The organism is Acinetobacter sp. CWB-G5 (assembly GCF_019209785.1).
Lineage (GTDB): Bacteria > Pseudomonadota > Gammaproteobacteria > Pseudomonadales > Moraxellaceae > Acinetobacter > Acinetobacter johnsonii.
In genome coordinates this window covers 73258-99074 of sequence record NZ_JAHUTF010000001.1, presented here as the reverse complement: position 1 = coordinate 99074, position 25817 = coordinate 73258, and the positions used below count along the sequence as shown (strand labels likewise).

Genomic DNA, 25817 nt, shown 5'->3' with positions numbered 1-25817 from the left:
AATTGGCATTTCAATCCTAAAACAATTAATGCTGACACGTGTATCTACAAAAAGCTACTGAATGGCTTGGAACACCCCGATGTCTGTCCAAAAGTATAAGGCTAAATTTTACTTCTTTTTATAGGCCATTTTTAGCAGAATCGTTATTACATACATATCAAAGGAATGATTAAGCTCATATGGGTATCGAAAATGTTCTAATTGCATTAGGCTTTTTTGCTTTTTGTGGAGGCTTAATTGATGCTGCTGTTGGTGGTGGAGGATTGGTCCAATTACCTGCACTTATACATGCACTACCACAGTATAGTTTGGCGACAGTTTTCGGAACGAATAAATTTGCTGTTCTGGCAGGAACACTGTCCTCTATTTTTACTTATATAAAAAGAATAAAAATTGTATGGGTGTTGATGTTACCTACCATGATTTCCGCCTTTATTTTTGCATTTTTAGGAGCCATGTCTGTTTCATTTATTCCCAAAGAGATAATGAAATATATTGTTTTCTTTCTATTGGTAGTTATGGCCATTTATACCTTTATTAAGAAAGATTTAGGAAAAATTCATAGTTATATTCAATGCAGTAAAAGAGAAATTTTATTGGGTATATTCTTTGGTGCACTCATTGGGTTTTATGATGGAGTCTTTGGCCCTGGTAGTGGAAGCTTTTTACTTTTCTTATTTGTTAAATGTTTTGGATTTGATTTCTTAAATGCTTCAGCTTCCGCCAAACTGGTCAATTTAGGAACATTCAGTGCGTCTCTCTTGTTTTTTATCCCTGCTGGTCATGTTCTATGGAACATCGGTGTGATCGTGGCTGTATGTAATATCGCTGGATCTATTTTAGGTTCATTTTTGGCTTTACGTTATGGAAGTGGTTTTATTCGAATATTTTTCCTGATATTACTGGTCTTTCTGATCGGGCGAATGGGGATGTCTATTTTTGTTTCATAAGGCCATACTTTTGAATGGTCATGTTTTAAAGTTCTAAGCGATCATCACAAAAACATGGCTAAAAATAATGAACCTAATAATACAATAGGAGCAACATATGAGTGAGCCGATAACGGGCCCTACCTTGTTTATTTGTCATAGATGCTGTTTACATATAGAGAAAAAGACCAAAAAAGATTTCAAATATAGACTAGTTACTGCTTTTTAAATTTCACTGTTTCTAATGCTTTTGAGTGTCCCAATAAAGCTGAGAAAATCTGAAATCATCATCGTTGAAGCTTTTTTTCTCTTTGAGCATTTATTAACGCTTTATTTCGACTTTCATTTTCTTCTAAGTTTAATGCACCAGTATCATGATTGATTAAGTAATAGTGTGACCTTTCAAATGAGCTCATATTTGCGGTATGTCTACGGTCTTCCTGTGTTTTGAATAAATCGTTTTCATGTTGTTGTATTGAATTTAATTCTTGCTGTTTGGCAGATTTAAAAAAATCAAATGGCTGTTGAGTCGAGTTCACCTCCGAACTTGGTTTTTCTAATGGATATAGCTGGAGTTGAGCCAACGAAAGTGTCGATGTCGTGATTGTTGTAGTAAAAGTGATCCCATACACAGCTAAAAACATGTTTCTTTTCATTAAGGTGATCCAATTTTTAAAGCTGCCTATTTTAAAATAAAACTACATAAATAGGGTAGTAGTTCTAAAAGGTGAAGGCAATTAAAAGTGTAGAACGCCATTATATTTTTAGTGTGATTTTTGATTATTTTGTCCACGCTGCTGATATTTAGCTTGAAACTAAACTTAGGCAAAAGGCAGTATGTATATAAGATGACAATCAGCTATAGAAATGTTTTACAAGCTTGTAAAGTTTTTTATTCATGGTCGGGGCGAACATAGTTCAATTTTGGACAAAATCAACTTGTTATGGGGTATCTAGGCTACAAGCTAATATGCTCTAGGATTTACAAAAAAGTTATGATGAGAGTCATTATAATTGATTATAGGTCGATATTTAAGCTAATTTTTTTGTAGCTTTAAGAAAATAAATATTTGAAAAATAATAATAAAAAATTATGAATAATGGTTTTATATGGCTTTGAAAAAAGGATCATTTTTTTTATCGATAAATGTACTGGGCTATAAATATTTACATAGTAAAATATAATCATAATAATAATGATTATCACTATTTATTACTTAACCTATATTATGACTTCACAATTCCGAATAAAAGCTCTTAGCTTAGCTGTTCAATCCATCTTAATTTACGGGGGAATAACGCATTTTGCTTGGGCTGTAGAACAAGATCAAATAGCGGATACAGCAACACTTGCGACCATTACATCTAAAGCGACAGTTAGTGATAAAACAGAGGGGACAGGAAGTTTTAAAGCAAATACATCAAAATCTTCATCAAAACTAGATTTAAGTTTAAAAGAAACTCCTCAGTCCGTAAGTGTCATTACACAAGAACAAATTGAACAGCGTAATCTTGTCAGCATTGATGATGTAATGGTGGCGACACCAGGTGTAACTGCAACCAAACAAGATAGTGAACGTTCAAGTTACTATGCCCGCGGTTTTTCTATTACCAACCGACAAATTGATGGTATGCCAGTAGGAGACAATAGTCCGCGTGCGGATAGTTTTTTCTTCGACCGAGTTGAGGTAATTAAAGGGGCAAGTGGTCTAACTGGATCAACAGGGAATCCATCAGCGACGATTAACATGGTGCGTAAGCGTCCAAATAGAGAATTCTCAGGCAGCGTAAGTTCAACTTATGGAAGCTGGAATAATACTCGTGTAACAGCTGATGTCTCAATTCCCTTGACTCAAGATGGCAGTGTACGTAGTAGGGTAATGGCTGCATATACGGATAAAGAATCCTATATGGATTTCTATGAGCTAAAGTCAACTGCGGCCATGGCCATTGTAGAAGCAGATTTAACCGATAATACAACCGCGTCGCTTGGATTTCAGTATCAGGACAATGACCCTAAGGGATCGACGTGGGGAACCGTTCCTTACTTTAATGCGGATGGTAGTCTTGCTCACTTGCCACGAAACTTTAGTTTAACGACAGACTGGAGTGCAATTAAGCATAAAGATGAAACTATTTTTGCAGATATTCAGCATCAATTTGACAACGGTTGGATGGTAAAAGCGGCTGCGGCACATAGTACATCGGATAATAGTTGGTTAGTTGCTTACGGCGGAAGTGGATTCCCAGATCCTTCAACAGGTAAAGGTCTGAGTATATGGACACAGGTAGCACCTTACTCAGAGAGTAAAAAACTCAATTTAGATTTATATGCAACAGGTCCTGTTCAGCTATTTGGTCGTGAACATGAGTTAATTGTAGGTTACAGTGGCTTTAAATCAGAGACGACCTCACTAAAAGTTGATCGAAAGATTGATTATCCAGCGGCGATTCAAGACTATCGTGATTGGACGGGGGATTTACCAAAGCCGACCTATGTAAAAACAGGGGCTGGGAGTAAAACCACCACTGAATTATTTGGTTATTATTCAACCCTGCGTTTAAATTTGGCCGATCCACTCAAGTTAATTCTAGGCGGTCGTTTTAATACCTATGATTATAAAACCAAGACATGGTTGATGAACCAAAAACCTGAAAAACCTCGGAGTTTTGAGCAGTTTGTTCCTTATGTAGGGTTACTTTATGATTTCAATGATAATTACACAGCTTATGCAAGTTACACCGACATGTTTACACCTTCAAGCAAAAGGGATAGAAATGGTAATTACTTGGACCCAGAGATTGGTGCTAGTACAGAACTTGGACTTAAAGCTGAATTTTTTGATGCTCAATTATTAACAAGTGCAGCAGTATTTTGGTCATCAGTCAAAGATCTTGCCGTTACGGATGTTGAATATGGTCAAGGCAAAGTTCCGAAAATAGATGATTTAGACACGGCCTATATGTCATCGGGTAAAGGATTAAAAATAAATGGTTTTGAAACGGAAGTTATTGGTAAGTTACAAGACAATTGGAATGTAAGTGCTGGTTATACCTATGTGAATAGTGTGAGTTCAGCAATATCAAACTCAACGACCACAATTCCACAAAACCAAGTTAAGTTATTTACCAGTTATACGCTGCCAGAAAACTGGTGGAATGGAGCTAATAAGCTGACTGTTGGAGGTGGAGTCAATTGGCAAAGTGAGATTTTTCAAAACTGGAGAACTGCGCCGGAGAATGCTTATAACGGTGGTACAGTGGTACAAAAATCGTATTATTTGGCAAATGCCTTTGCGAGTTATAAGTTTAGTGATGAGTTGTCTGCGAGCTTAAATATTAATAACTTGTTTGATGAAAAATACTATCTCAATGTGGGCTTCTATAATGGCGTCTATTGGGGTGAGCCAAGAAATGTAACATTTACAGTCCGCGCAAAATTTTAAATTTTATTTAGTCAAAAAAACCGCCTAAAAGGGCGGTTTTTTTATACAAAAATGTTGCAAATTATTTACCAATCAATATAATTGCGAACGATTATCAATTATAATTATGGTCTTAATAGTATGTTAAATAAAATATTTTTCAATCAGAAAGTTCTAAGTGTTGCGATTCAAAGTCTTTTAGGGGTTAGCCTCTTTTCGAGCATGGCTCATGCTGAAGACACTCAGCCAGAGAAACTAGCAACGATTACAGTGACAGCCAGTCAAACAGAGCATGACCAAAAAAGTGCACCAGCAACGATTAGTGTTATCACACAAGAAGATTTAGTAAAACGACCTGTTTATGACTTAGCAGATGCTTTACAACAGAGTGCGGGGATCCATATCAATACGTCGTCTGCGTATGGTCGTAAAGAAATTAAAATTCGTGGATTAGACTCGGACTACACATTGATATTGGTCAATGGACGTCGTGTGAACTCTAGAGATGCATTAACCTCTAATTATTCAAATGATTTTGATTTGTCATCTATTCCTTTGGCTGCAGTAGATCGAATTGAAGTGGTGCGTGGACCAATGTCATCTATTTATGGTGCAGATGCTTTGGGCGGTGTTGTAAATATTATTTTAAAGAAGCCGAGTGAGCAATTAGAGGCTGCATTTAACTATAGTTATGAGTTACCAACTGAAGGTGACGATGGGGCAATTCATAAAGCAAGTGCCTACATTGGTGGTAGTTTGATTGAAAATAAACTCTTGGCAAATTTAGTGCTTGAGGGTGTCGATCAGCAGGCTTGGCGTTCTGAACAAAGTATCTATAAAAACACAGATGCCGCTGAAAAACGTAAAGGTTTTAGCATACTCTCAAATGTCAGTTGGCTGATTAATGATCACCAGACTTTAGATGTTGATTTAACCCATCGTTCTGATGACCGTAAAGCGGTATGGAACAACTATGGTTTGTCATTCCCGACCAATATCCAAGAAATGGATCGTACCAGTGTTGGACTGACTTATTCTGCGAATTGGAATGATATTAATAGCAGACTGCGCTATTACTATGAAAACGTGGACTTGATGGATAACTCAGAAATCATCACCAATTTGTATAAAAAGACGGGAGATATTCAGCAAACTAACCATACATTTGATGCTCAAGTGAGTGGACATATTGGAGAACAACATTTAGTGACTGGTGGAGCCGAATTCCGTAAGACCGAATTAGAACATAATCAAAACTTGAATGGTTCCGCGTCGGTAAATCAAACAGCATTATATCTACAAGATGAATGGAAACTTGATCGACTATCTCTGACCTTTGCTGGACGTTTTGATGATTATGACAGCTTTGGCAGTGAGTTCAGCCCACGCTTTTATAGTGTTTATCAAGTCACGGATCAATTTAACTTTAAAGGGGGAATCGGTAAATCCTTCAAGGCTCCAAGTTTGTCACAATCAGATCCGACATATTCGGTATTGGCCTGCCGTGGAATGTGTCAGGTAATTGGAAACCCTGACTTAGAACCTGAAACTGCAACAAGTTATGAGTTTGGTGGTGTGTATGAAAATGACCAATTTTATGCAAGTTTAATGTACTTCGATAATGACATTAAAAACATGATTGTAAGCGATGGTTGGAGAGCGGGATACCGTCCTAAAGTCATGACTTATACCAATGTACATTCAGCATCAGTCAAAGGGGTAGAACTTGAAAGCCAGTATGATGTGAATGATGCTTTAGGGGTGAAGCTTAATTACACTTATTCAGATGCTAAAAATAAAGATACAGACAAAGAACTAGACTATAGCCCGCGTCATACAGGCAATATGGCTTTGGATTGGCGTGTGAATGATGCGTTGGGACTGAACCTCAACTATCAATATATTGGTAGTCAAATGCTCTATGTACCTGCCATTTCTAAGAGTCAGAAATCAGATGATTACCATGTTTTAGGTCTAAGTGGGCAGTATCAATTTAATCCGAGTTTTACTATGCAAGCGGGGATTAAAAACTTAACCAATACTAAACGCGATGATGTTGCACGTTCAATTGATTATATTCTAATGGGTCGAACGGCTTTTGTTGGATTTAATTTTAAGTATTGATTGAAACGGTTATAAATTTAAAAGCACCCAAAGGTGCTTTTAAATTTCGTTTTATAAGATGCATTTCCTCTAAATAATGTCAGAGACTGTGGATGAGCATATGGTTGAATATTCATCATCATCACGTGATAGGGCCAATATCAGCCTGAGTATATTTTGTTCGATTAACTATGTAAGTTGAAGATAAAGTTGCTTCAGGCTTTCGAAAATATCTTTCACTAAGGTATGATGACTGGCCTGTGATTGCTGGGGCAAAAATCCCAAAACTGTACCAACAGTAAAAAATAATCACTTGCTTTTTATAATAATTTTTATTTTTATTGGGTAAATTAGATGACCAAAAGTCACAATTTTGTGGGTTTAAAACGACAATTTTTTCCTTCTGTTTTAGCGCTTGCGATTGGTAGTGTCCTCGTGGGTTGCGGAGGAGGAGGTGGGGGAGGTTTGGCTGCAACGAGTTCTCATATCACGCAACCACCAACTAAAGGAGAAAATAATCCTGGTTCTGGTGGTCAAGATACGGGTACTGGCGGTGAGCAAAATCCTAATTCAGCATATATCTATGATCCGCAAAAATTTAATGTTGAAGAGCCTGATACTTCCCTAAATAAAGTGGGTGTGGGTGTTCTAGATTCTGGTGTGGGCATCAATGACTATTTAGAAGATTCTGTAAAAAAGGTTTTTCGTTATATTGAGGACTATCAAGCGGGGACTCTTACACGTGAAGACTTAACCGATCTTGGGATTGACGTACAAGATATTGATGCTGGAACGCATGGCACAATTGTCGCGCAAATTATTGCGGGTAAAATTCCTGCGAATGCAAGATATCCAGTAACAAGAAGTATTGAAGGGATCGCTAAAGATATTGCTGAAATTTATGGCGTTTCTACAAGCGAGAGCAATAATGGTATCGGTTATGCAACCACAGCGTATCAAGCTGCACTGAATCTTAATCAAGAGTATGGAGTGAAGTTATTTAATGGTTCCTTCGGTACTGTGGGTATGCGCGGTATTTTCCATGAAGACGTTACTCAATATGCGGCTCGTTTAGCCGATGGCGGCTCCTTAGTGGTCATGGCAACAGGTAATGCAGGTCTTGCTGTGCCAAGTGATGAGGTGTTGCTACCAACCCGAAATAGTGCGATTGAAAAAGGCTGGTTGGCTGTTACTGGCTTAAATGCTGCGCATACTGACTTATATCGAGAAAATGGGGAAGGTGCAAATAGTTGCGGACTTGCTGCGCGTTGGTGTTTAGCTGCTGATTATATTGTGGGGCCTATTCAAAGTGATAAAGCTGGTAGTTTGATTTGGTTCTACGGAACATCGGGTGCAACACCACAAGTTACCTCAGCTGCGGCGTTGGTATGGAGTAAATATCCATGGATGAGCAATGACCAAGTACGACAAGTATTACTGACCAATGCCGACTATATGGATGATGGTTCTGGTCTCAATCAACTCTATAACGAGCGATTTGGCTGGGGTGCACTGGATATCTGGAATTCTTTAAGTGGCCCACAGTCCTTTTTAAAAGTATTTAGTGAAAACTTTGAAGCGAATGTGACATCCAATGTTGCGATTTTTTCTAATGACATTGATGGCGATGCAGGTCTTATTAAACAAGGAACTGGTACTTTGGTAATGGCTGGTGACAGCAACTATACGGGAGCAACAGTTGTCCAATTAGGCAAGTTACAAGTCACTGGAAATATTGATTCTACTGTTCGTGTGGGAACGAGTGGGACTTTATCTGGTTCGGGGCAGACAGGAGCTGTGGTCAATCAAGGGATTGTTTCAACCAAAGATGGTCGTTTAACGGTAAACGGTAACTATACGCAAGAAAGTACAGGAACTCTTGCTTATGGTTTAGAGCACTATTTAACCGTGAAAGGTGATGCCACACTTGCTGGAAAACTCGAAGTTTCTGCACAGAATAAAGGCATGGTGACAGAAGGAACGCATCAAGTATTGAATGCAAATCATGTCGCAGGTCAGTTTGATAGTTATAGCTCGACCAGTGCATTTTTAACTGTGAAAGGGTTGAGTCAGACCAACAAAGATGTTGTGGTAGATGTTGCACTGGCGGATGCAAAAACAGCAGGAACGCTGAGTGGTGGGATTTCTAATGCTTCAGGTGAGTTGCTGAATAAACTGATGGCAAAAGCCAATACACAAGCAGTTGCAGGTCAATCGACGCAGTTAACGGACTATGTGGCTAATGTGCAAAAAGTGGCAACGGCAACGGCTGCACAAGCAGTTTTGAACTCAAATGCGGGTGCTTTATTTGCAGAGACGCCATCAGTATTGCTTCGTAATGACACCTTGGTGAATGCACAAATTGCGCAGCGCTCATATCAAGTGAGTAAACAAGGGCTAACAGGGGCATGGGTAACAGCAGGCTATCTAGATAATACCAATGAAGCAAAAGGTTGGGATACTGTTGAGTCTGAAATTAAGACAGTATCTGCAGGTGCTGACTTCAAAGTGACAGACCATGCTATTTTAGGTGCCTACATTTCGGACTACAACGAAGACTCTAAATTTAGCGCATCGAATGGCAAGAGCGAAACTGAGCTGACAACAATAGGTATATATGGTCAGTGGTTATCAGATCGTAACTATTATGCTGCTGCAAATGCACAATATGGCTTTGGTGATACAACTTTCGACAGAACTGTGACCGATGGCATCAAGACTGACGCGAGCCATGCTAAAGCTGATTTAGATAAATATGGTATTTATACTGAGTTTGGCTATGCTCTGCCAATGGAGCAATTCTCCATTTCACCATACGTTGCACTCAGTCATAATGCTGTATCTCTAGATCAAGTGAAAGAGTCGAGTGATCTAGGGGTGAAGGTTGGTGATACGACTGCCAAAGAAAGCAAAGCACATGTTGGAACGCGTGCAGACTATCAAGTGACACAGCAGCTGAAGCTAGGTGGTTATGCAGAATACGCATATGCCTTTGATCGTTCATTGCCGAATGTCAGTTTGACCTCAAACATTGATCATTCAGTAGATGTTCGTTATCGCGCACCGTCATTTGACAAAGACTTTTTACTTTATGGTCTAGGCTTTAATTATTTAACAGCAAATTCTAAATGGAATATTTTTGGAGATGTGGCTGGGAATGCACTTAATGCAGAAGATTATCAAATGCAGCTTGGTCTGAAATATGCATTTTAAGTTTTTTGCTAAATAAATCGTGATTTGAAAGTAAAATAAAGGTCATGTGGGAGTTGTCCTACATGACCTTTTCTAATAAACGCTTAGATATGACGTTTATTTCTTAAACTCAGTAATCTGGATAGGCTTGTCTTTGACAAACTCGACAATGCCTTCACTTCCTTTGATGTGAATAGAAACGCCTTTGCCGTCAGTCATGAGCATACCGCTTGCCGCTGGTGCACTTTTCAGCATGAATGTTCGGTCTGAGTTATCCGTCATCATCGCTGTTTCAAAATTATCAGATGACTTCAGTTCAATGGTTAAATCCATTGGCCCAGTGAAGTGAATCACTTGTGTTTCTGCAGCATTACTGCTGGATGTATTTTCTTGAGTGACTTTTCCCGTTGGTGCAGAAGTACAGCCTACTAAGGCTAAAGTAATGAGTGTGGCACCTAAAATATTTTTCATAAAACTGACCTTTTTATATATAAATCATAAGTCCATATATACTATTTGTTATACCTTAAGTTTAAAAGTTTGCTTTACATTCGCTTTACATAAATAGAGCTTTACGCTGTATAAACGTACTTCTATTCAACTTAAATGATTCAAAATAAGGTTTAAAGTGTTGATTCAAACCTTACACAATAGAGTAAATTGATATTTAAAAGTTTAATTTATTCAGTGGCATTAAACGCGTCATGATAACTGACAACGCCCTGCGGTATTTCTCCATTGAAACTAAGGGCTTGAAAGTATTCGCTAGGAACATTAGGTAAAATCAACTCTAGATAAGGTCGAAACCCAAAGCGATGATAATAATAGGGATCCCCTAATAGAACACAGCCTTTGGCACCCAGTTGTTTTAATTTTTCAATGGATGCCTGCATCAGCTGTGACCCAATGCCCAAACCTTGTTTAGTTGGGCAGACAGAAATTGGGCCTAGGCCATACCAACCTGTTGTACCTGTCGAGATAGATACAGGTGAAATGGCGACATGACCGATAATTGAATCATCTTCAACAGCAACCAAAGAAATCGTAAGTTGACCGCTTTTTCGGAGGTTGTTCACAATGAATTGTTCAGTATGGCTGGTATGTTCTGCATTTAAAAATGCAGTGCGAGTCAAGGTCTCAATGCTTTCAATATCTTCTGGCTGTTCGTCTCGAATCGTGATGTTCATTAAAAAATCCTTATGAGTATTCGTGTAGTGTAAAGTGATCTACTTTTATGAAGACTAAACTTCAACCCACTCTAAATAGCTCCGACCAGTTGCTCAAATAGGCAGGAGAGCGATTGCACTGATTCATTTGCCAAGGTTCTTTTTTCTCATGGCAAACCCCTAAAGAAATCATATTTTTACCAAAACGTTCAGTAATGGCATCCATGGTATTGAAGAGTTCTTCACGGTCATTTTTATGGCTATAGTCGGTAAAAAGATCATGCACAAATTTAGATTTATCTATAATTTCCAAAAGGACGATGCCCGCCTTTTTGTATTTAAACCCTGACTTGTAAATTTGGTCAATGCCTTTCATGGCCGCCTGTGTAATTTCAAGTAAATCATCGGTATGTTCATGCATATGCACAATGGTGTAGGGCGAGTAACGTTCACTTTGGCTAAAACGACCTGTTTGAATATATACCCCGATCATTTTACAAATAGAGCCATCATGACGTAAGCGTTTAACTGCACTAGCAACATATAAGCGTACAGAGGCTTTGATGTCATCAATTTCATACACAGCTTGACCATATGAACGACTACTAATAATTTGCTTATGCGCAACCGCATCACTTGCAATATTGATACAAGACAAACCCTGAAGTTCACGGACAGTCTTTTCCATGACAATACTAAAGTGCTTTTTAATTTCACTCGGCTTGGATTCGATCAAATCTAAAACCGTATAAATGCCCATCGCGTTCAGCTTTTTGCAGTTCTGTCGACCGACGCCCCAAACTTCACCGACCTCCACATCTGCAAGCATGTATTCAGCAGTACATGGATCCATGTGTGCCAAATTGCACACGCCATTCAACGCCTTATTTTTCTTGGCCAGATGATTGGCTATTTTGGCTTCTGTTTTGGAACGGCCAATTCCAATACAGCAGGGAAGACCAAGCCACTGCCATGCCTTGCCTTTCATGTCTTTGGCATAGTCAGTGAGGTTAAATAAATGCTCATAAGCGGTTAGCTTTAAAAAACATTCATCAATGGAATAGATCTCTTGTTCATCGGCTGCCACATATTGCCCCAATAACTGCATGAAGCGGCGAGACATTTCCCCATATAGAGCATAGTTACTCGAAAACACTTGAATATTATGTTGCTGGACGAGTTCTTGAATTTGAAAAAAAGGGACAGCCATACCAATGCCGAGATCCTTGGCTTCTTGGCTTCGAGCAACCACACAACCATCATTATTACTTAATACAATCACAGGGCAGTTATTGAGCTTTGGATTAAAGACGCGTTCACACGAGACATAGCAATTATTCACGTCAACGAGCGCGAATATTTCAGTTTCATTTTTCATATTGCTTCTTCTTATTATTCTTAACGGTGGTACAGACGTTTTAAGTTAAACGTCACCACTCCCCAAATGACAAAGGTTTGATTTTCTGTAGGAATAATATGTTCATACTCGGGGTTTTCAGCTTTTAGCCAAAGTTGAGGCAAAGGGTAGTTTTCATCTCCAAAAATGTCTTTGATATCCGACTTTGACATTTTGTTTGTCATCATCAGTCTTTTAATCGTGGAGTCTTTATTATCAATTAAAGCCACCACGATGTCGTAGTGTTTGGCTTCAATACTCCGATCAATAATAATCGGGTCATTTACTTCAAGACCTACGCCCAACATTGACTCACTATCTACGTGAGCGATGAACGTTGAAATGGGGTTTTGTATTAAGAATTCATTGAGATCGATGGCTTTGCCATGCTCATCTTTAGTGCTGAACGCTGGGCCTGCTGGAATGCGTTCTAAAGAAACAGGAATAGAGACTTTGGACTGAGGTAGAACAGGAGTCAGCCCAAGTTGATCCGCAAGTTCAGCTTGCTGCGCAATTTGTTCGAGCATGCTATTGATGGTGGGACTGGGTTTACCTTCTGGCCCCATGAGATCTTGTAAAGACGACCATGCGTCGTCCGAGAAGTAGATGGGTAACTTCTTTGACATGGTGAATACTCCTACGCTACAAGGCGTGTTTGGAAGTGAAATCTGTCTGTTTAGAATATGCTGATGTGGGTGAAAACTCAAATTTAAAAATGCTGAATAAACAATGCTCCGTCAATTTTGGTCGCGGATAAGAAAAATAAGAAACTTTCTTTTGGGTGATAAATAGCCCTTTGATCAGGGCTATTATTAGTGCTGATTATATTGTTAAGCCGATGATCTAACTGAAAACTTAGGGATTAGTTCCTAAAAACTCAAAAGGTTTGGTGACTTTAAAGGATGCATTGGCTTTGCCTGCATACGTCATCGCTTGGTCTGGACCAAGTTCTAACTTCTGGGTTTGACCATCTTTAAAGTTAATTTCCTTTAAATCCACCCAAAACACATTGGGTGAAACAGCAGATTCAAAGAAATATAAACCACGTTTATGGTCGACCACTGTACGCCAACGGGTTGAGGAAATATTTGGTTCTTCTTCAGTGTTCAATCCAAAGGGTACGGACGCATTGCGAATGACACCAAAAACACTCGCTAATGAGTGTTTATAATTCGCATTTTTCGGGATGGCATTGATATAAAAAGATGCTCTCGCAAAACGATCGGCCGCGCGGTTTGTACCTGGGAGCATGGTTGTTCCACCAATTTGCTTCCAATAAGCATTTAGCGCCAACTGTTGATCAAAGATTGGTGAGTTGGTCATGACTTGGTACTGGCGACTGTGGTGAATCACTTGTTTTCCGCCAATATATTCAATGATGGCACTGTCGCCTGTGGCATCTGAAATAGATAAATGCAGTGTCGCTAACCGTTTTTCACCAGGGACTTGGTCGGTCACTACCGTGAATGGTTCTTTTTCCAATGCCTGAATGGCCTCATTCACCGTGGCATAATTATCTAAGACATATTGCGCCCACAGTGAAATGCCCAAAGTTGGTTTTTTAGAGGTTTTCACATTTGGATATTCAGACTCAACCAACCACAGTAAGTTTGCCATCAGTCCTTTTTCATTGACGCCGTCGGTAGTAGATATGTCATAACCCGTTGCAACCACACTGCCGTACTTGGATGTCCATTGAATCGATTTTGGCCCCGCCATACCATTACGTTTGACATTATTGGGTAAAATCCACAAGTTAGTTCCAATATCGCTTTTCCAGTCCATTGAACGCGCTGTCATGACGTCATTATTGCCCAGATAAACCACACGGGTACATGCCATAGCAGCTTCTGCTACCACAAATATTCCTGCGGCAAATAATACTTTTTTTAATACATTGTTCATTATCATCATGCTCTCTTAGAAAATAGGTAACTGTGGTGTTAAATGTCTTAATAAAAATTGTTCGCTTTATAATTGTGTTCAAAATAACGATAACCTATTCCGAGATTTATTTTGGATCGCGTTGAGTTGTGTAGTCTCAGGAGATAGATACGCTTGATTGTAAATTCTATAACTGGTTTGATCTAATTGGTATTTAAAGCAATAGGTAGGGACAATGCATGTTTTCTTGAGAGGTTGTAGTTGTTTTCCAGTCAGCCAAAAAATTCAAGTTTTTTTGGCCTATTGTGTTGTCTACATCTGCACCAAAGGCATACATGTTCGGGTTCAGTTTTAACGCGCTGTGCCAGCCTTCTATAAAGCGTTTAGCCTGAGTGCTTTGGCTCATAAAAATACCGATTGAAAGTAATGAATATACTTTTATTTTCATGTCATTTCCTTTTTTTATATATTTTTACCACATGATATAAAAATAGAGTATGGCCTATTTGATTATTTTTAGCACAGTTTTATTTTAATGTCGGGTGAGTCGAAAAGATATCTTCAGAAGATCAATAGAAACCAATGTACAGCCAGATTTAATGAAATGATTTAAATATGCTGCTCATATTTTTATGTATTTATTCAGAATTTCTGGTGCTATAAAACATCATAAATGGGTAAATAATAGCTTCAGCGCCAGAGCAATTAATATGAGGCCCATCAATCGCTCAAACTGTTTTCCCATCTTTAAAAATTGCTGTCGAACGACGGGTCGAGAAAACAAAACAGCGACCAGCATGAACCAAAGTGCATTGATGCTACACATCCATATCCCATAAGCAAATTGTACTTTCATCGGAGTTGTTGGGCTGACGAGTGTGGTAAATATAGCTAGAAAAAAAATAGTCGCTTTGGGATTGAGTGCATTGGTCATAAAGCCCGTTATAAAGGCTTTGCTTTGACTCAAAGGTATATTGGCAGTTTCTTCAATTGAGGGGTCGATATTGACAGAGGGGGCACGTAATAAACTCCAACCTAAATAAATTAAATATAGTGCGCCTGAGATTCTTAAAATAAGCATGAACCACGGACTTTGTTGAATAATAATGCCCAAGCCTACAAGGGTATATAAAACATGAACTGAAATTCCTATACCAATGCCAATAGCCGTGATGCACCCAATTGCATAGCCATAGCGCACGCTATTTCTAACCGTAATGGCGAAGTCAGGGCCGGGTAAAAGGACCGCAAGAAAATGCACCAAAGCCAAAGCTAAAAATTCTGAACTATATTGCATCCACATATTATTGATGCTCATCCGAAACGCGATAACTCACAGTTAACTTATCTTTTTTTAGTTTATAGCCTGTAATTTTGAGTGTCCCAATTTCAGATAAATTTTGGACATGGGTTCCACCACAAGCAAATGCAGGTAAATTCCCAAAAATGACTTCACGGTAGCCATCAGCATTTTGTTGGGTCAGTCTGACGAGTTGGCTTGAAATATATTGATTACATAGGTGCTGTAAAGTTTCTAAATCTTGGTCTTCAGAATGGTCTTGTTTGACAAATTGGACTTTGCATTCGTCTGGCCAGTGCTGTGCTTTGGTGGGTTGCCAACCAAAGGCTTGCATCACATGCCCGATTAAGTGGCCTGCTGAGTGTAGACGACTGTGATAGTGGCGTCGGTTGAGGTCAACTTGAGCCTGTGCCAGACCTAAAGAAATCGCGTGATTAGCATAATGAATAATTTGATCATCTTGCATAGCGACATGAAGCACATCTACACCATTGATTTTACCTAAATCACTGGGTTGACCACCACCTTGTGGATGAAACGGTGTTTGGGCAAGCTGAATGGCAAATCGTCCATCTTCAGTGGGGGTACACTGTAAAACTTCTACCTCAGCTTGAGTAATGTCGGATAGATATAAAGCTTGTGTCATGATTATCTCTGTCAAAATTTCACAGAAAAGATTATATGAGGCCTAATTATTGATGATAATCTAGTAAAAAATTAAATTACTTTTTCCTCATGAGCACAAATCAAAGTATGGCTTTACTCCAAGAAATGGCTATTTTTGTCAAAGTTGTGGAGACTGGCAGTTTTTCAGAAACGGCTCGACAGCTTGGAAATACACCGTCCGCAGTGAGTAAAGCCATCAGCCGATTGGAACGGGCTTTAGGAACAAGGCTGCTTGAAAGAACAACGCGAAAACTGCGTTTAAGTGAGAGTGGAAAACAAACTTATGACCATTGTTTAGAGATGGTTAGAGCTGCCCAAGCAGTGATTGAGCATTCAGGCAAATTCAATACTGAACCGAGTGGGACCGTTCGGATCAGTGTACCGAAAGCCGTAGGGCATTATCTGATTCATCCGTATATACCCGAGTTTCTTGAACTTTATCCTCAAATAGATATTCAACTGCTGTTGGAAGATCGTTTCATAGACTTTATTGATGATGAAATTGACTTGGCCATACGCATCACCAATGAACCGCCGTTGGGCTTAAAGGGCCGACAGCTCATTCGTATTGACCATGTCTTAGTGGCGACAGCCGAGTATTTAAAAAAGAATGGAACACCTCAGCAACCGAGTGATTTAAGCCAACATCAATGTATTTATTTGGGTGAACAAGTCAGTGATTCAAAGTGGAAATTCCAAAAGGGTAATAAAACCACCAGTGTGACTGTAAAAGGACGATATTCGGCGAATCATACTGGTATCCGACTTGATGCGGCTTTGAAGCATATGGGAGTCGCAAGTTTGCCTTATTTTATGGCGAGACATGCTTTAAATAACCAAGCACTGATTCAAGTATTACCAGATTGGCATTTCAAGACCTATTATAGTGGAGATGCTTGGTTGCTTTATCCACCGACACGCTATTTAGCTCCGAAAATAGAGGTCTTTATCCAGTTTATTGCGCAGAAACTGAGTTTAGAACCCGTCCTAAAAACTGAAGAGACGCTTGCTTAATTTATTAAAATAGCATCTTTCAAAGAGCTTAGAGCATGACTAATATTTATGCTGAGTTAGATAGGCGATGAAGAGTAAACATTGATGATGCATCTTTGAAATAGCCTAAGCAGACTATCGATATTTAAGCCATAGTATATGCATCCAATGTACCGCATAATTTGAATGATTTAATGTTTAAGTCCTAGCGTTGAAAAGACTTTAAAATGAAATAAGCAATTTAATAAGAGATATGCAATGAAAAAACATCTACTTTATTCTTCTATCTTGGGTTTAAGCATCCCTACTTTGGGCTATGCAGATACAACCAATATTCATGTTTTAAGTGCAACGGTAAAAGATCAAAATATTGCGAATGCACAAGTCATTTTACAAAAAAATGGTGAACAGTCTGCATCAACTTCAACTAATGCAGACGGCCGAGCAAGGGTGAATAGTAGTAGTGCGAATGGCGCAGACAATTTATTGATTATCAAAAAATCAGGCTATTCTACACTAGTTGCAAAATGTCCCTGTGATGGCATGACCTATGCTTTAAGCCCTGTATTGAAAGACTTAAACAGTATGCGAATTGTTTTAAACTGGGGACAGAGTCCTTTAGATTTGGACTCGCACTTAAGCTATAAAAATCAACATGTCTATTGGGACAATAAACAAGGGCAAGATGCCAATTTAGATGTCGACGACACAGACTCTTATGGCCCTGAAACCGTAACCATCGATAAACGTTTAGACGGGCAATATTATGTTTATTCAGTGCATGATTATTCAGATCGCGCCAAACCCAATACTGCGAACCTGTCGAATAGCCAAGCTAAAGTTATGGTCTATGCTGGCGAGTCTTTGATCCGTTCTTATTATATTCCAACGGGGCTGACAGGAAATTTATGGACTGTGTTCCGCATTAGTCCAGAGGGTGAAATCCAAGATATTAATCGTATTTCAGGGACAACTATTGGGGCAAGCCAAGTTGGTTCAACTGTATCGAGTTACCAAAGCCAAGCGATGCAGCTGCATTATGTTCCTGTTTCAGCCAACGCACAGGCAAGGGCTAAAGCACTGAATTTGCAAGCGGATAAAGCGTATAAAAACAATCAATTTGAACAAGCTGCACTGATTTATCAACAATCTATTGATTACAATCCAAACGTTGGACAAACCTATAGCAATCTTGCTGTTGCTTATCAAAAGTTGAATCATTCATCTGAAGCGTTATGGGCAAATCAAAAGGCGATTGCCTTGGCATCTAATGACAATACTAAAGCATATTCACATTACAACATTGGTAAAATTTATGAAAATAATCAGGACTATGTTCAAGCCAAACAACATTATCAACTAGCAAACCAATACAAGCCAAGTGCGACCTATGATGAGGCTATTCAGCGAGTGAGTCGCTAAGTCTATTAATATATTGGCTTAAACTGAATAAGCCGTACTAGAGCGAAATGCACTCTAGAAGTTGGATCATTATGTCTAATTCGAAGGCTGCTTTTTTATTTGAGGCTTTTGTGATCTTTTTATGTCGTTAGCATGGCAAATGGCGAAGTATAGAGTAATGTTGCAAGCCAGAATTTTTACGTCCAATAAAAAGACACCTACAACATTAGGATCAATACAGCCCGAAATGTTGAAGATGCCTTGGATTTCAGTGAGTAATCGATTATTTCGGTTCGGTAATCACTGATAACTTCTCTACACCGACACGTTCTATACTGGCTAAAAGTTTAGCCACCGTACCATAAGGGACAGTTTCATCGGCATTTAGGTTTAATGCTAACTTGCTGTTGGCATTTTTACGCTGTGTGATTTCTTGCTCAAAATTTTCGAGTTTGACTGGGTCTTTATCCAAAAAGATTGCGCCATTAGGTTTTACACTAATCACCAATGCTTTGTTTTGATCAGTAGATTGTGTCGGTGCAGCTTTGGGTAAGTTGACCTTTACGCTATTGGTTAATAAAGGCGCCGTGACGATAAACACGATCAATAACACCAACATCACATCGACCAGTGGGGTAATGTTAATGTCACTGACGACATCGTCATCTTGAGAAGTTGAAATTGCCATTTAAGCCAAAGCCTCCTTTTCTTGAGATGATAACTGATGCGTCGCCACTGGTTTTGCTGCAACATGCACAGTTTGAGTTTTGGTTGGCAGTTGGAAACCTACTTTTTGAGTAAGGCTGACAAAGTCTGTTGCAAAGTCATCTAAATCTGCACCAATGCCTTTTACTTTACGTACAAAATAGTTATAGGCAAGTACAGCAGGCACAGCCACAGCAATACCAATGCCTGTTGCAACCAGTGCCTGGCCAATTGGACCAGCAACCACATCCATACTGGCACTACCAGATTGTGCAATCGCCTGTAAGGCATGAATAATTCCGAACACGGTTCCAAACAAACCAATAAATGGAGCATTATTCCCAATGGATGCAAGAACAGCTGAACCTTTTTCCAGTTGACGACGTTCGGCAAGAATTTGCTTGCGTAAGTGTCGCTCTAACAAATCCTGACGACTCCAGGTTTGTTGTAAGTCTTGATGGGTTTTTTCATTGGCTTCAGTCAAGGTTTTAAAACCAGTTTGGGCAATACGTGCTGTCGGTCCCTGCGCATCTTCAGACTGACCAATTGCATCTGCCAAGTTCTGGGCTGACCAGAAACTATCGACAAAAAGTTTACTTTGTTTGGTGGCTTTTGAGGTTTGTACGGCTTTCACCACAATTAAAACCCACGTTACGATCGAAAAACCGATCAATAACCAAATGGTGGCATCATGAATAATCGTATTAATATCAGACATATCGAATTTTCCTAAGATAAAATTTTACAGTTTAATTGGGTAATTTGAAGTGAATCGGAACATCGACCCAACCTTCAACTGGTGTGTTGCCACGTAGTGCAGGTGAAAATTTCCAGCGCTTCACAATTTTTACAGCGGCATCATCCAGTACTTTTTTGCCGCTGCTATTTTTCAGGTTGATTTCCAATGGACTGCCTGTGGGGGAGACTTTCACACGTAACATCACAACACCTTCCCAACCACGGTCTAATGCTACTTCTGGGTATTCAGGTGCAGGATTACTTAAATAACCGGCATAACCTTTAGCTGCTGTCACGGGCAAGTTTTCTTGCGCAGGCTTAGTCACAGGTTCAGCGACTTTCTGGGTCGGTGCGACGTTTTCTGTAGGTTCAGCCTGCGGTACAGGTTGAGCCACGGATTTAGCGACTGGTCTAGGCTGCTCAATTGGCTTCTGCTCGACAGGCTTCTGAATGGATTTTTCAACCACTGGTTTTTGTACAGGCTGAGGCTTTGCTGAAACAGGTGGAATGATCGGTTTTTGTATTTCCTGTTTGAGTTTGGGTTCAATCACCTTAGGCGGCTCTTCCTTAGGTTTTTCAATTACAATCGCGATTGGTTCAGGCTTTTTCACGACCAAGGGTGGTGTTGGAAGATGCTCTGCAAGATAAAAAATGCCGTAATGTAACGCCAGAACAGCACCAATCGCCCAAAAGATCTTATGGGTCTGAACAGGTTTTTCTGCTGTGATCGGACTTGCCAAGTGGGCAACAAATGGATCTACAGCATGAAATACATTGGACTGAACATTTTGAAGTTGTTCAAACAAAATTGCCTTTTTAAAAGGACTTCGACTGACTTCACTCATATCAGTAATGCACCATTCAATAAGATTTAATTTGCATTGCAGAATATTTTTTTTCATTAATTAAATTGGTTTAATTTGAATAAGGAAATATTCTTTCAATTCTAAGTTTTTAATTAATTCACAGATGCGTGAAATAATTTAGTTAAATGAGAGATTAAAAATATAATGAGTTATTTTTTAAAAATAGAAAAAGAACTTTTTTAGATTAGTATTTTGATAAAAAGTGATAAAAGAATAATTAAAGATGGCGCCTTATAATAATTATAGATAATTTATTTTGTTTTTTAGATATCTGTTTATGGTTAATCTTGTATTTAATTTTTATTATGGGGTAATTTTATATCTCTGCTAAATAAATCTATTTATATGCAATAAGACTGTCCATATACAGGGCAGCCTTATTTTATTTAAAGCTAAAATTTTTAAAAATGCAGCAATAACGCTTAACTAAAGAATATTGGCCACTTTTAGAAAGTGCTCACGTGCTCTAATGCGTTCGATCCATGCTTTTAAGTGCGTATGATCATGCTGGCGCTCAACATCTAAATTGAACCAGTGATTGAGTGCTAAAGCCAATGGAATATCCGCAACGCCAAAATGAGAGCCAGACAGATAGAGCTGTTTAGCCAACTCAGCATTGGCAACATCCAAGATCTTTTCTAGTTTTTCTGCTGCGACTTTGACCGCAGCCAAATCTCTTTTGTCTTCAGGCTGACGAACCAAATTAAAGAACACGATTCCAAACACAGGCAGGACGGTGGTGGTGTACCAATCAATCCATTTCTCTGCGCTAAAGCGTAAGCGTGGGTCTTCAATCCACAATGTATTTTTTCCATAAACTTCAGTCAAATAACGCAAAATGGTATTGGATTCCCACAAAACCGTGTCACCGTCTTGAATGACTGGAATCAGACCATTGGGATTGAGCGCTAAAAATTCAGCAGTATCTGTCAGGCCATACCGCTGTCCCGCAGGAATATGTTCAAATTGAAGTCCAAGTTCGGCTGCAAGCCAAAGTACTTTGTGGACATTTAAAGAGTTGGGTCTACCCCAAATGGTGATGCTCATATATTTTCTCTGAGATTTGGAATGTGAAGATGCCGTACTTTGGTAAAATCTAGTATTTAAGCGATCACCATTCTGAATAGTCAAAACGACAGAGGCGATATTACAATTTCACCAAAGTATTTAGGTTTAAGTGATTTTAGAAACGATAGCTGACACGACCATAGTAATAACCACCATAGAGTCCAAACGGCGAAAGCTGGGCATAGTAGTTTTCACCTAAGCCATCGACAATGTTGGATTTTTCAGGGTAGGTGTTGAACACGTTATCTGCACCTAAAGTCAAAGACAGACTGTCTGTGAGGTTATATGTCGCATCTAAATCGACAATCCATTTAGCATCAAAGGTTTGGTCTGTCGCAGCTGTCTCGCTGCGTGCAATGTAACTGCCATAACGGGATAAACGGGTATTTAAATCTAGTTTTGCGTATTGCCAATTCGCAGCCAACGTGAATTTGGTTTTCGGATCTGCATCGGTGATCATACCTTTGGTACGACGGGTGATACGATCAATATTGATACCATCTAACTGACTTGGATTATCTGCAATCGCTGTAATATCGGTTTCATTCCAGTTGAAGCCTAAGCTCCAGCGGATACGACCATATTTGTTTAACTGTTGGGTATAGTCCGCAACAACATCGACCCCATTGGTTTCTGTATCAAATAAGTTGGCATAGTATGTGACATAGTTGACGTTAGAAAAACCATTTGCCGCCAAGATGTTATTGATGCCTGTTCCAGTAAGTCCCGCCGTGGACGCAATACGATCTTTCAGCTCTATACGATAAGCATCGACTGCAAGATTAAAGTTTTTGAATGGGCTATAGGTTAGGCCTAGTGAGAAGTTGGTCGATTTGGTTGGATCGAGTGCTTCTGCACCGAGAGCTTGACCCAGCGCAGAGTCGGTACGTACCGACTTACTGTAGACATCGGAGCGAACACCATTGTTTACCGTACTCACAATGCCTGTACTGGCAAAACCTTGTTGGTATAAAGAGGGTGCAATGAAGCCTGTACTGGCTGTTCCGCGTACTGCCAGTTGAGGATTGAACTCATAACGGCTGTTAATTTTACCGTTAAAGGTATCGCCTGAACTGTCATCATAATGCTCAAAACGACCCGCTAAACCCACAAACCAGTTTTCGGTTACATCTAAGCCCAAGTCTAAATAGGCGGCGGTGTTACTACGGCTAATATCGGCTTCATCTTCAGGTAACAGTACACGAGCACCAAAAGTCCCCACAGTCGCAGTTAAACCCGCATTATCACCCGTAGGAATAATATAACCACCATTTTTATAAGCTAAAGGATCAGTGGCTTTAGAAGACCAACCTTCTTTACGATAGTCGAGGCCCCAAGCAACGCTGAGCGGCGTTGCACCAAAACCAATATCGAAGGTTTTCTTTAGGTCAAGGTTGCTGACCCATTGATAAGCATCATATTTTTGCAAACCAAATGAAGTCGGGCTAGACGGTCCAAGAGATGGGTTGAGGTTATTTTGCGTAGAGTGGTCTTGCGTGTTTTTACCATAGGAGCTACTCAAATCCCATGCCCAGCTGAGCACATTATCGCCTTTTAATCCCCAAACGGTTTGTACATCCGTTTCACTTAAAATGACATCGGGTGTCGTACCATTTGGAAAGATTTCAACAATACCCGATCTGGAGTTTGGACGACGGTAGGATGCACCAGTCGAGGCATCACGCCAGCCCGCGGTGGTGTAGCTATATAGGGTGGCTGCATCGCTTAGCGGAAGCTCAGCATTTGCAGAAACGTTAAACTGTTCAACCGAAGGCAGACCTAATTTATTTAAATTACGATCTACCGTGGCTTCACGTGGGTCATCTTGACCATTCACTTTTGAATAGATTCTGCCTGAAACAGCACCTGCACGAGTGGTGGCATCCTGATTTTTCAGGTCAAAACCAAAATTGATAAAGCCTTCTTGTCCCAGTGGTGCACCAACGTTGGCATTCAGTTGGAAGGTTTCTCCATTTCGGTCAGTGCCTGAATAATGCTCGCGACCACCATAGGTGGCACTAATATTGCCGCCATTATCAGCAGACTTGAGCACAATGTTGATCACCCCTGCAATGGCATCGGAACCATATTGGGCTGCTGCACCATCACGTAAAACTTCAACCCGCGCAATAGCACCAATTGGAATTAGATCTAAGTCCGCGGCTTGGTAGCCCTCGCCAAAGCCGTATTTGTTAATGGCCAAAGCACCCACATGGCGCCGTTTCCCATTCACTAGCACGAGTGTATGCCCACCACCTAAACCACGTAAACCCGCAGAACGGGCCACAGCTCCGTAACCATCAGGTTGGCTAGGCACGGTAGCCACGCTAAAAGAAGGAATTACTTTTGCCAAAATGTCTCTTAAAGCGAGGGTATTGCCTTGTTTGACGAGTTGCTCTCCACTAATCACATCTACAGGTGCAGGGCTTTCAGTGATAGTACGAATACCACCGCGGTTGCCTACCACGACTACGCTTTCGAGTTGTTGAACATCTTCTTTTTCAGCGGATGTCACGGTTTTTTGTTGAATATCTTCAGCGTAGATTGAGCCGGTAATTCCGCAAGTTAATGCAAAAAAAATGGATTGATGAAGGAGTGATATTTTAAAACCCAGCTTTTCAGGCTGGGGCTGTATTAACTTGGTGTGCAGCATTATATTTTCCAATGATGATGTAATTTATAGAGGTTTACTTAAAAAATAATCTGATGAGTATTTCGATTCTGGTAGTCAATATATCGATTGTTTTTTTATTGTTAAATATTAAATAATCATTTAAATATCAGTTTTGGGTAAATAAGTTTTTATTGAAACATTAATAAGTTTTTCTTTATTTTTAATAACATTTGAATCTAATTGTGGAAAATTATATTTTCACTTTTTTATATAACTTTAAGTTTATTTAATATTTAATTTTTAAAACGTAAATTTGTTTAATAGATCCCAACTTTACATCTTTTGGGAAATAGAAAATGGGGCTGAATTATAAATTAAGCATACTGGATAAATGTCCAAGAGCCGAAGGTATCAGCGCGGAACAGTCATTTAAAAATGCCTTGCAAATTGCTCAAACGGCAGAAGCTTTAGGCTTTTATCGTTACTGGGTGGCTGAGCACCATTCCACAGCTTTGTTATCTAGTCCATCTCCCGAAATTTTGATTGCATGGTTATTGGCACAGACTAAAAGCATTCGAATTGGTTCGGGTGGGGTGATGTTGCAACACTACAGTCCTTATAAAGTTGCGGAAAATTTTAATGTTTTAGCAAGTCTTGCACCTGACCGCGTGGACTTGGGGGTAGGCAAAGCACCTGGTGGTTTTCCTGTCTCTACTCAGGCGCTACAGCTCGGGCTTGATCAGTCATTAAAAGGAAGTTTTAAAGCACAACTAGAAGCATTAGATCGTTATTTACATTCTAAATTTGATTGTAATCAGCCAGATCAAGTCGCTGCAACTCCAACACCAGATCAGGTCGCAGAAAAGTTCTTGCTGGGTGCGAGTATTGAAAGTGCTCGACTTGCGGCAGATTTGGGCTGGAACTTTGTATTTGCTGCGCATTTAAATGGTGATGCCACCTTACTTCAAGATGCTTTACAGACTTACTCACACTATTCGTCAGGAAAAAGAGCCATTGTTGCGGCACAAATTATTGTGGCAGATAGCCGTGATCAAGCAGAAGAACTGGCAGCAGGGCTATCCGTTTGGACCTTAGAACTTGAGAATGGTCAACGGGTAAAGATTCCGAATGAGCAAAGCGGACAGGAGTTTTCGCGACAAGCTCAATCTGCGATTAAAAGCCTTAAAAAAGAGCAGTTGAACATTATTAAAGGTACGGTTGAGGATATTCATCAACAGTTACAAGCTTTGCATCAACAATATGGAATTCATGAATTTATTGTCGAATCGCCACTGTTGGATCATGCAACGCGTCTGAAATCTCTAACTTTACTGGCGCAGCACGCTGTGCTTGCAGCTTGAGTTGGAGAAA

Annotated in this window: 21 protein-coding genes; 7 read left to right on the top strand and 14 right to left on the bottom strand. The window is 39.6% G+C overall.

What is annotated here, in order from left to right:
• Nucleotides 1-179: 179 nt before the first annotated feature.
• Complete coding sequence (locus tag KVY11_RS00415) at nucleotides 180-950, top strand: TSUP family transporter (RefSeq protein ID WP_218287620.1); 771 nt, start codon at nucleotides 180-182, stop codon at nucleotides 948-950.
• A gap of 266 nt (nucleotides 951-1216) precedes the next feature.
• On the opposite strand, the gene KVY11_RS00410 is transcribed toward KVY11_RS00415, so the two are convergent.
• Entirely contained in the window at nucleotides 1217-1585 is a 369-nt protein-coding gene (locus tag KVY11_RS00410) for a hypothetical protein (RefSeq protein WP_218287619.1), read from the bottom strand.
• Between the two features lie 573 nt (nucleotides 1586-2158).
• Between KVY11_RS00410 and KVY11_RS00405 the strand changes: the two genes are divergently transcribed.
• The 3 genes from KVY11_RS00405 (at nucleotide 2159) to KVY11_RS00395 (ending at nucleotide 9670) form a co-directional block, all read left to right on the top strand.
• On the top strand, nucleotides 2159-4375 hold the full coding sequence (locus KVY11_RS00405; protein WP_218288191.1) for a TonB-dependent siderophore receptor: 2217 nt from the start codon (nucleotides 2159-2161) through the stop codon (nucleotides 4373-4375).
• A gap of 120 nt (nucleotides 4376-4495) precedes the next feature.
• Complete coding sequence (locus KVY11_RS00400) at nucleotides 4496-6478, top strand: TonB-dependent siderophore receptor (protein WP_218287618.1); 1983 nt, start codon at nucleotides 4496-4498, stop codon at nucleotides 6476-6478.
• Between the two features lie 333 nt (nucleotides 6479-6811).
• Nucleotides 6812-9670: an autotransporter domain-containing protein gene (locus tag KVY11_RS00395; RefSeq protein WP_218287617.1), complete on the top strand. Its 2859-nt coding sequence runs from the start codon at nucleotides 6812-6814 to the stop codon at nucleotides 9668-9670.
• A 96-nt stretch (nucleotides 9671-9766) separates the two neighbouring features.
• Here KVY11_RS00395 and KVY11_RS00390 read toward each other — a convergent pair whose 3' ends face one another.
• The 8 genes from KVY11_RS00390 to KVY11_RS00355 form a co-directional block, all read right to left on the bottom strand.
• Nucleotides 9767-10120: a hypothetical protein gene (locus tag KVY11_RS00390; RefSeq protein WP_218287616.1), complete on the bottom strand. Its 354-nt coding sequence runs from the start codon at nucleotides 10118-10120 to the stop codon at nucleotides 9767-9769.
• Between the two features lie 209 nt (nucleotides 10121-10329).
• Nucleotides 10330-10836: a GNAT family N-acetyltransferase gene (locus KVY11_RS00385; protein ID WP_168159779.1), complete on the bottom strand. Its 507-nt coding sequence runs from the start codon at nucleotides 10834-10836 to the stop codon at nucleotides 10330-10332.
• A 61-nt stretch (nucleotides 10837-10897) separates the two neighbouring features.
• The gene (locus tag KVY11_RS00380) at nucleotides 10898-12193 is read right to left on the bottom strand and encodes a Y-family DNA polymerase (RefSeq protein ID WP_218287615.1); all 1296 of its coding nucleotides are present in this window, start codon (nucleotides 12191-12193) and stop codon (nucleotides 10898-10900) included.
• A gap of 20 nt (nucleotides 12194-12213) precedes the next feature.
• The gene (locus KVY11_RS00375; protein WP_218287614.1) at nucleotides 12214-12837 is read right to left on the bottom strand and encodes a LexA family transcriptional regulator; all 624 of its coding nucleotides are present in this window, start codon (nucleotides 12835-12837) and stop codon (nucleotides 12214-12216) included.
• A gap of 229 nt (nucleotides 12838-13066) precedes the next feature.
• Nucleotides 13067-14116 carry a linear amide C-N hydrolase gene (locus KVY11_RS00370; RefSeq protein WP_218287612.1) on the bottom strand — a complete coding sequence of 350 codons (1050 nt, stop codon included), beginning with the start codon at nucleotides 14114-14116 and terminating at the stop codon, nucleotides 13067-13069.
• Nucleotides 14117-14309: 193 nt separating this feature from the next.
• A complete protein-coding gene (locus KVY11_RS00365; RefSeq protein ID WP_256350507.1) occupies nucleotides 14310-14543 on the bottom strand; it encodes a hypothetical protein in 234 nt (77 codons plus the stop codon).
• A gap of 219 nt (nucleotides 14544-14762) precedes the next feature.
• Nucleotides 14763-15398, bottom strand: coding sequence for a LysE family translocator (locus KVY11_RS00360; protein WP_218288190.1), 636 nt, complete (start codon nucleotides 15396-15398; stop codon nucleotides 14763-14765).
• Nucleotide 15399: 1 nt separating this feature from the next.
• Nucleotides 15400-16041, bottom strand: a complete 642-nt coding sequence (locus tag KVY11_RS00355; RefSeq protein WP_218287610.1) for an alanyl-tRNA editing protein — start codon at nucleotides 16039-16041, stop codon at nucleotides 15400-15402.
• 89 nt (nucleotides 16042-16130) lie between these two features.
• Between KVY11_RS00355 and KVY11_RS00350 the strand changes: the two genes are divergently transcribed.
• Complete coding sequence (locus KVY11_RS00350; protein ID WP_218287608.1) at nucleotides 16131-17075, top strand: LysR family transcriptional regulator; 945 nt, start codon at nucleotides 16131-16133, stop codon at nucleotides 17073-17075.
• 237 nt (nucleotides 17076-17312) lie between these two features.
• Nucleotides 17313-18476: a tetratricopeptide repeat protein gene (locus tag KVY11_RS00345; RefSeq protein WP_218287607.1), complete on the top strand. Its 1164-nt coding sequence runs from the start codon at nucleotides 17313-17315 to the stop codon at nucleotides 18474-18476.
• 262 nt (nucleotides 18477-18738) lie between these two features.
• Here KVY11_RS00345 and KVY11_RS00340 read toward each other — a convergent pair whose 3' ends face one another.
• The 5 genes from KVY11_RS00340 to KVY11_RS00320 all read right to left on the bottom strand — a co-directional run bounded on the left by KVY11_RS00340 (nucleotide 18739) and on the right by KVY11_RS00320 (nucleotide 24485).
• Nucleotides 18739-19143 (bottom strand): biopolymer transporter ExbD, encoded by a 405-nt coding sequence (locus KVY11_RS00340; RefSeq protein ID WP_062035397.1) that lies wholly within the window; start codon nucleotides 19141-19143, stop codon nucleotides 18739-18741.
• The gene (locus KVY11_RS00335; RefSeq protein ID WP_168159772.1) at nucleotides 19144-19878 is read right to left on the bottom strand and encodes a MotA/TolQ/ExbB proton channel family protein; all 735 of its coding nucleotides are present in this window, start codon (nucleotides 19876-19878) and stop codon (nucleotides 19144-19146) included.
• Between the two features lie 31 nt (nucleotides 19879-19909).
• Nucleotides 19910-20743 (bottom strand): energy transducer TonB, encoded by an 834-nt coding sequence (locus tag KVY11_RS00330; protein WP_218287606.1) that lies wholly within the window; start codon nucleotides 20741-20743, stop codon nucleotides 19910-19912.
• A 447-nt stretch (nucleotides 20744-21190) separates the two neighbouring features.
• The gene (locus tag KVY11_RS00325) at nucleotides 21191-21811 is read right to left on the bottom strand and encodes a glutathione S-transferase family protein (RefSeq protein WP_218287604.1); all 621 of its coding nucleotides are present in this window, start codon (nucleotides 21809-21811) and stop codon (nucleotides 21191-21193) included.
• Nucleotides 21812-21947: 136 nt separating this feature from the next.
• The gene (locus KVY11_RS00320) at nucleotides 21948-24485 is read right to left on the bottom strand and encodes a TonB-dependent siderophore receptor (protein WP_218287602.1); all 2538 of its coding nucleotides are present in this window, start codon (nucleotides 24483-24485) and stop codon (nucleotides 21948-21950) included.
• 317 nt (nucleotides 24486-24802) lie between these two features.
• Between KVY11_RS00320 and KVY11_RS00315 the strand changes: the two genes are divergently transcribed.
• Nucleotides 24803-25807: an MsnO8 family LLM class oxidoreductase gene (locus tag KVY11_RS00315; protein WP_218287600.1), complete on the top strand. Its 1005-nt coding sequence runs from the start codon at nucleotides 24803-24805 to the stop codon at nucleotides 25805-25807.
• The last annotated feature ends 10 nt before the right edge of the window (nucleotides 25808-25817 follow it).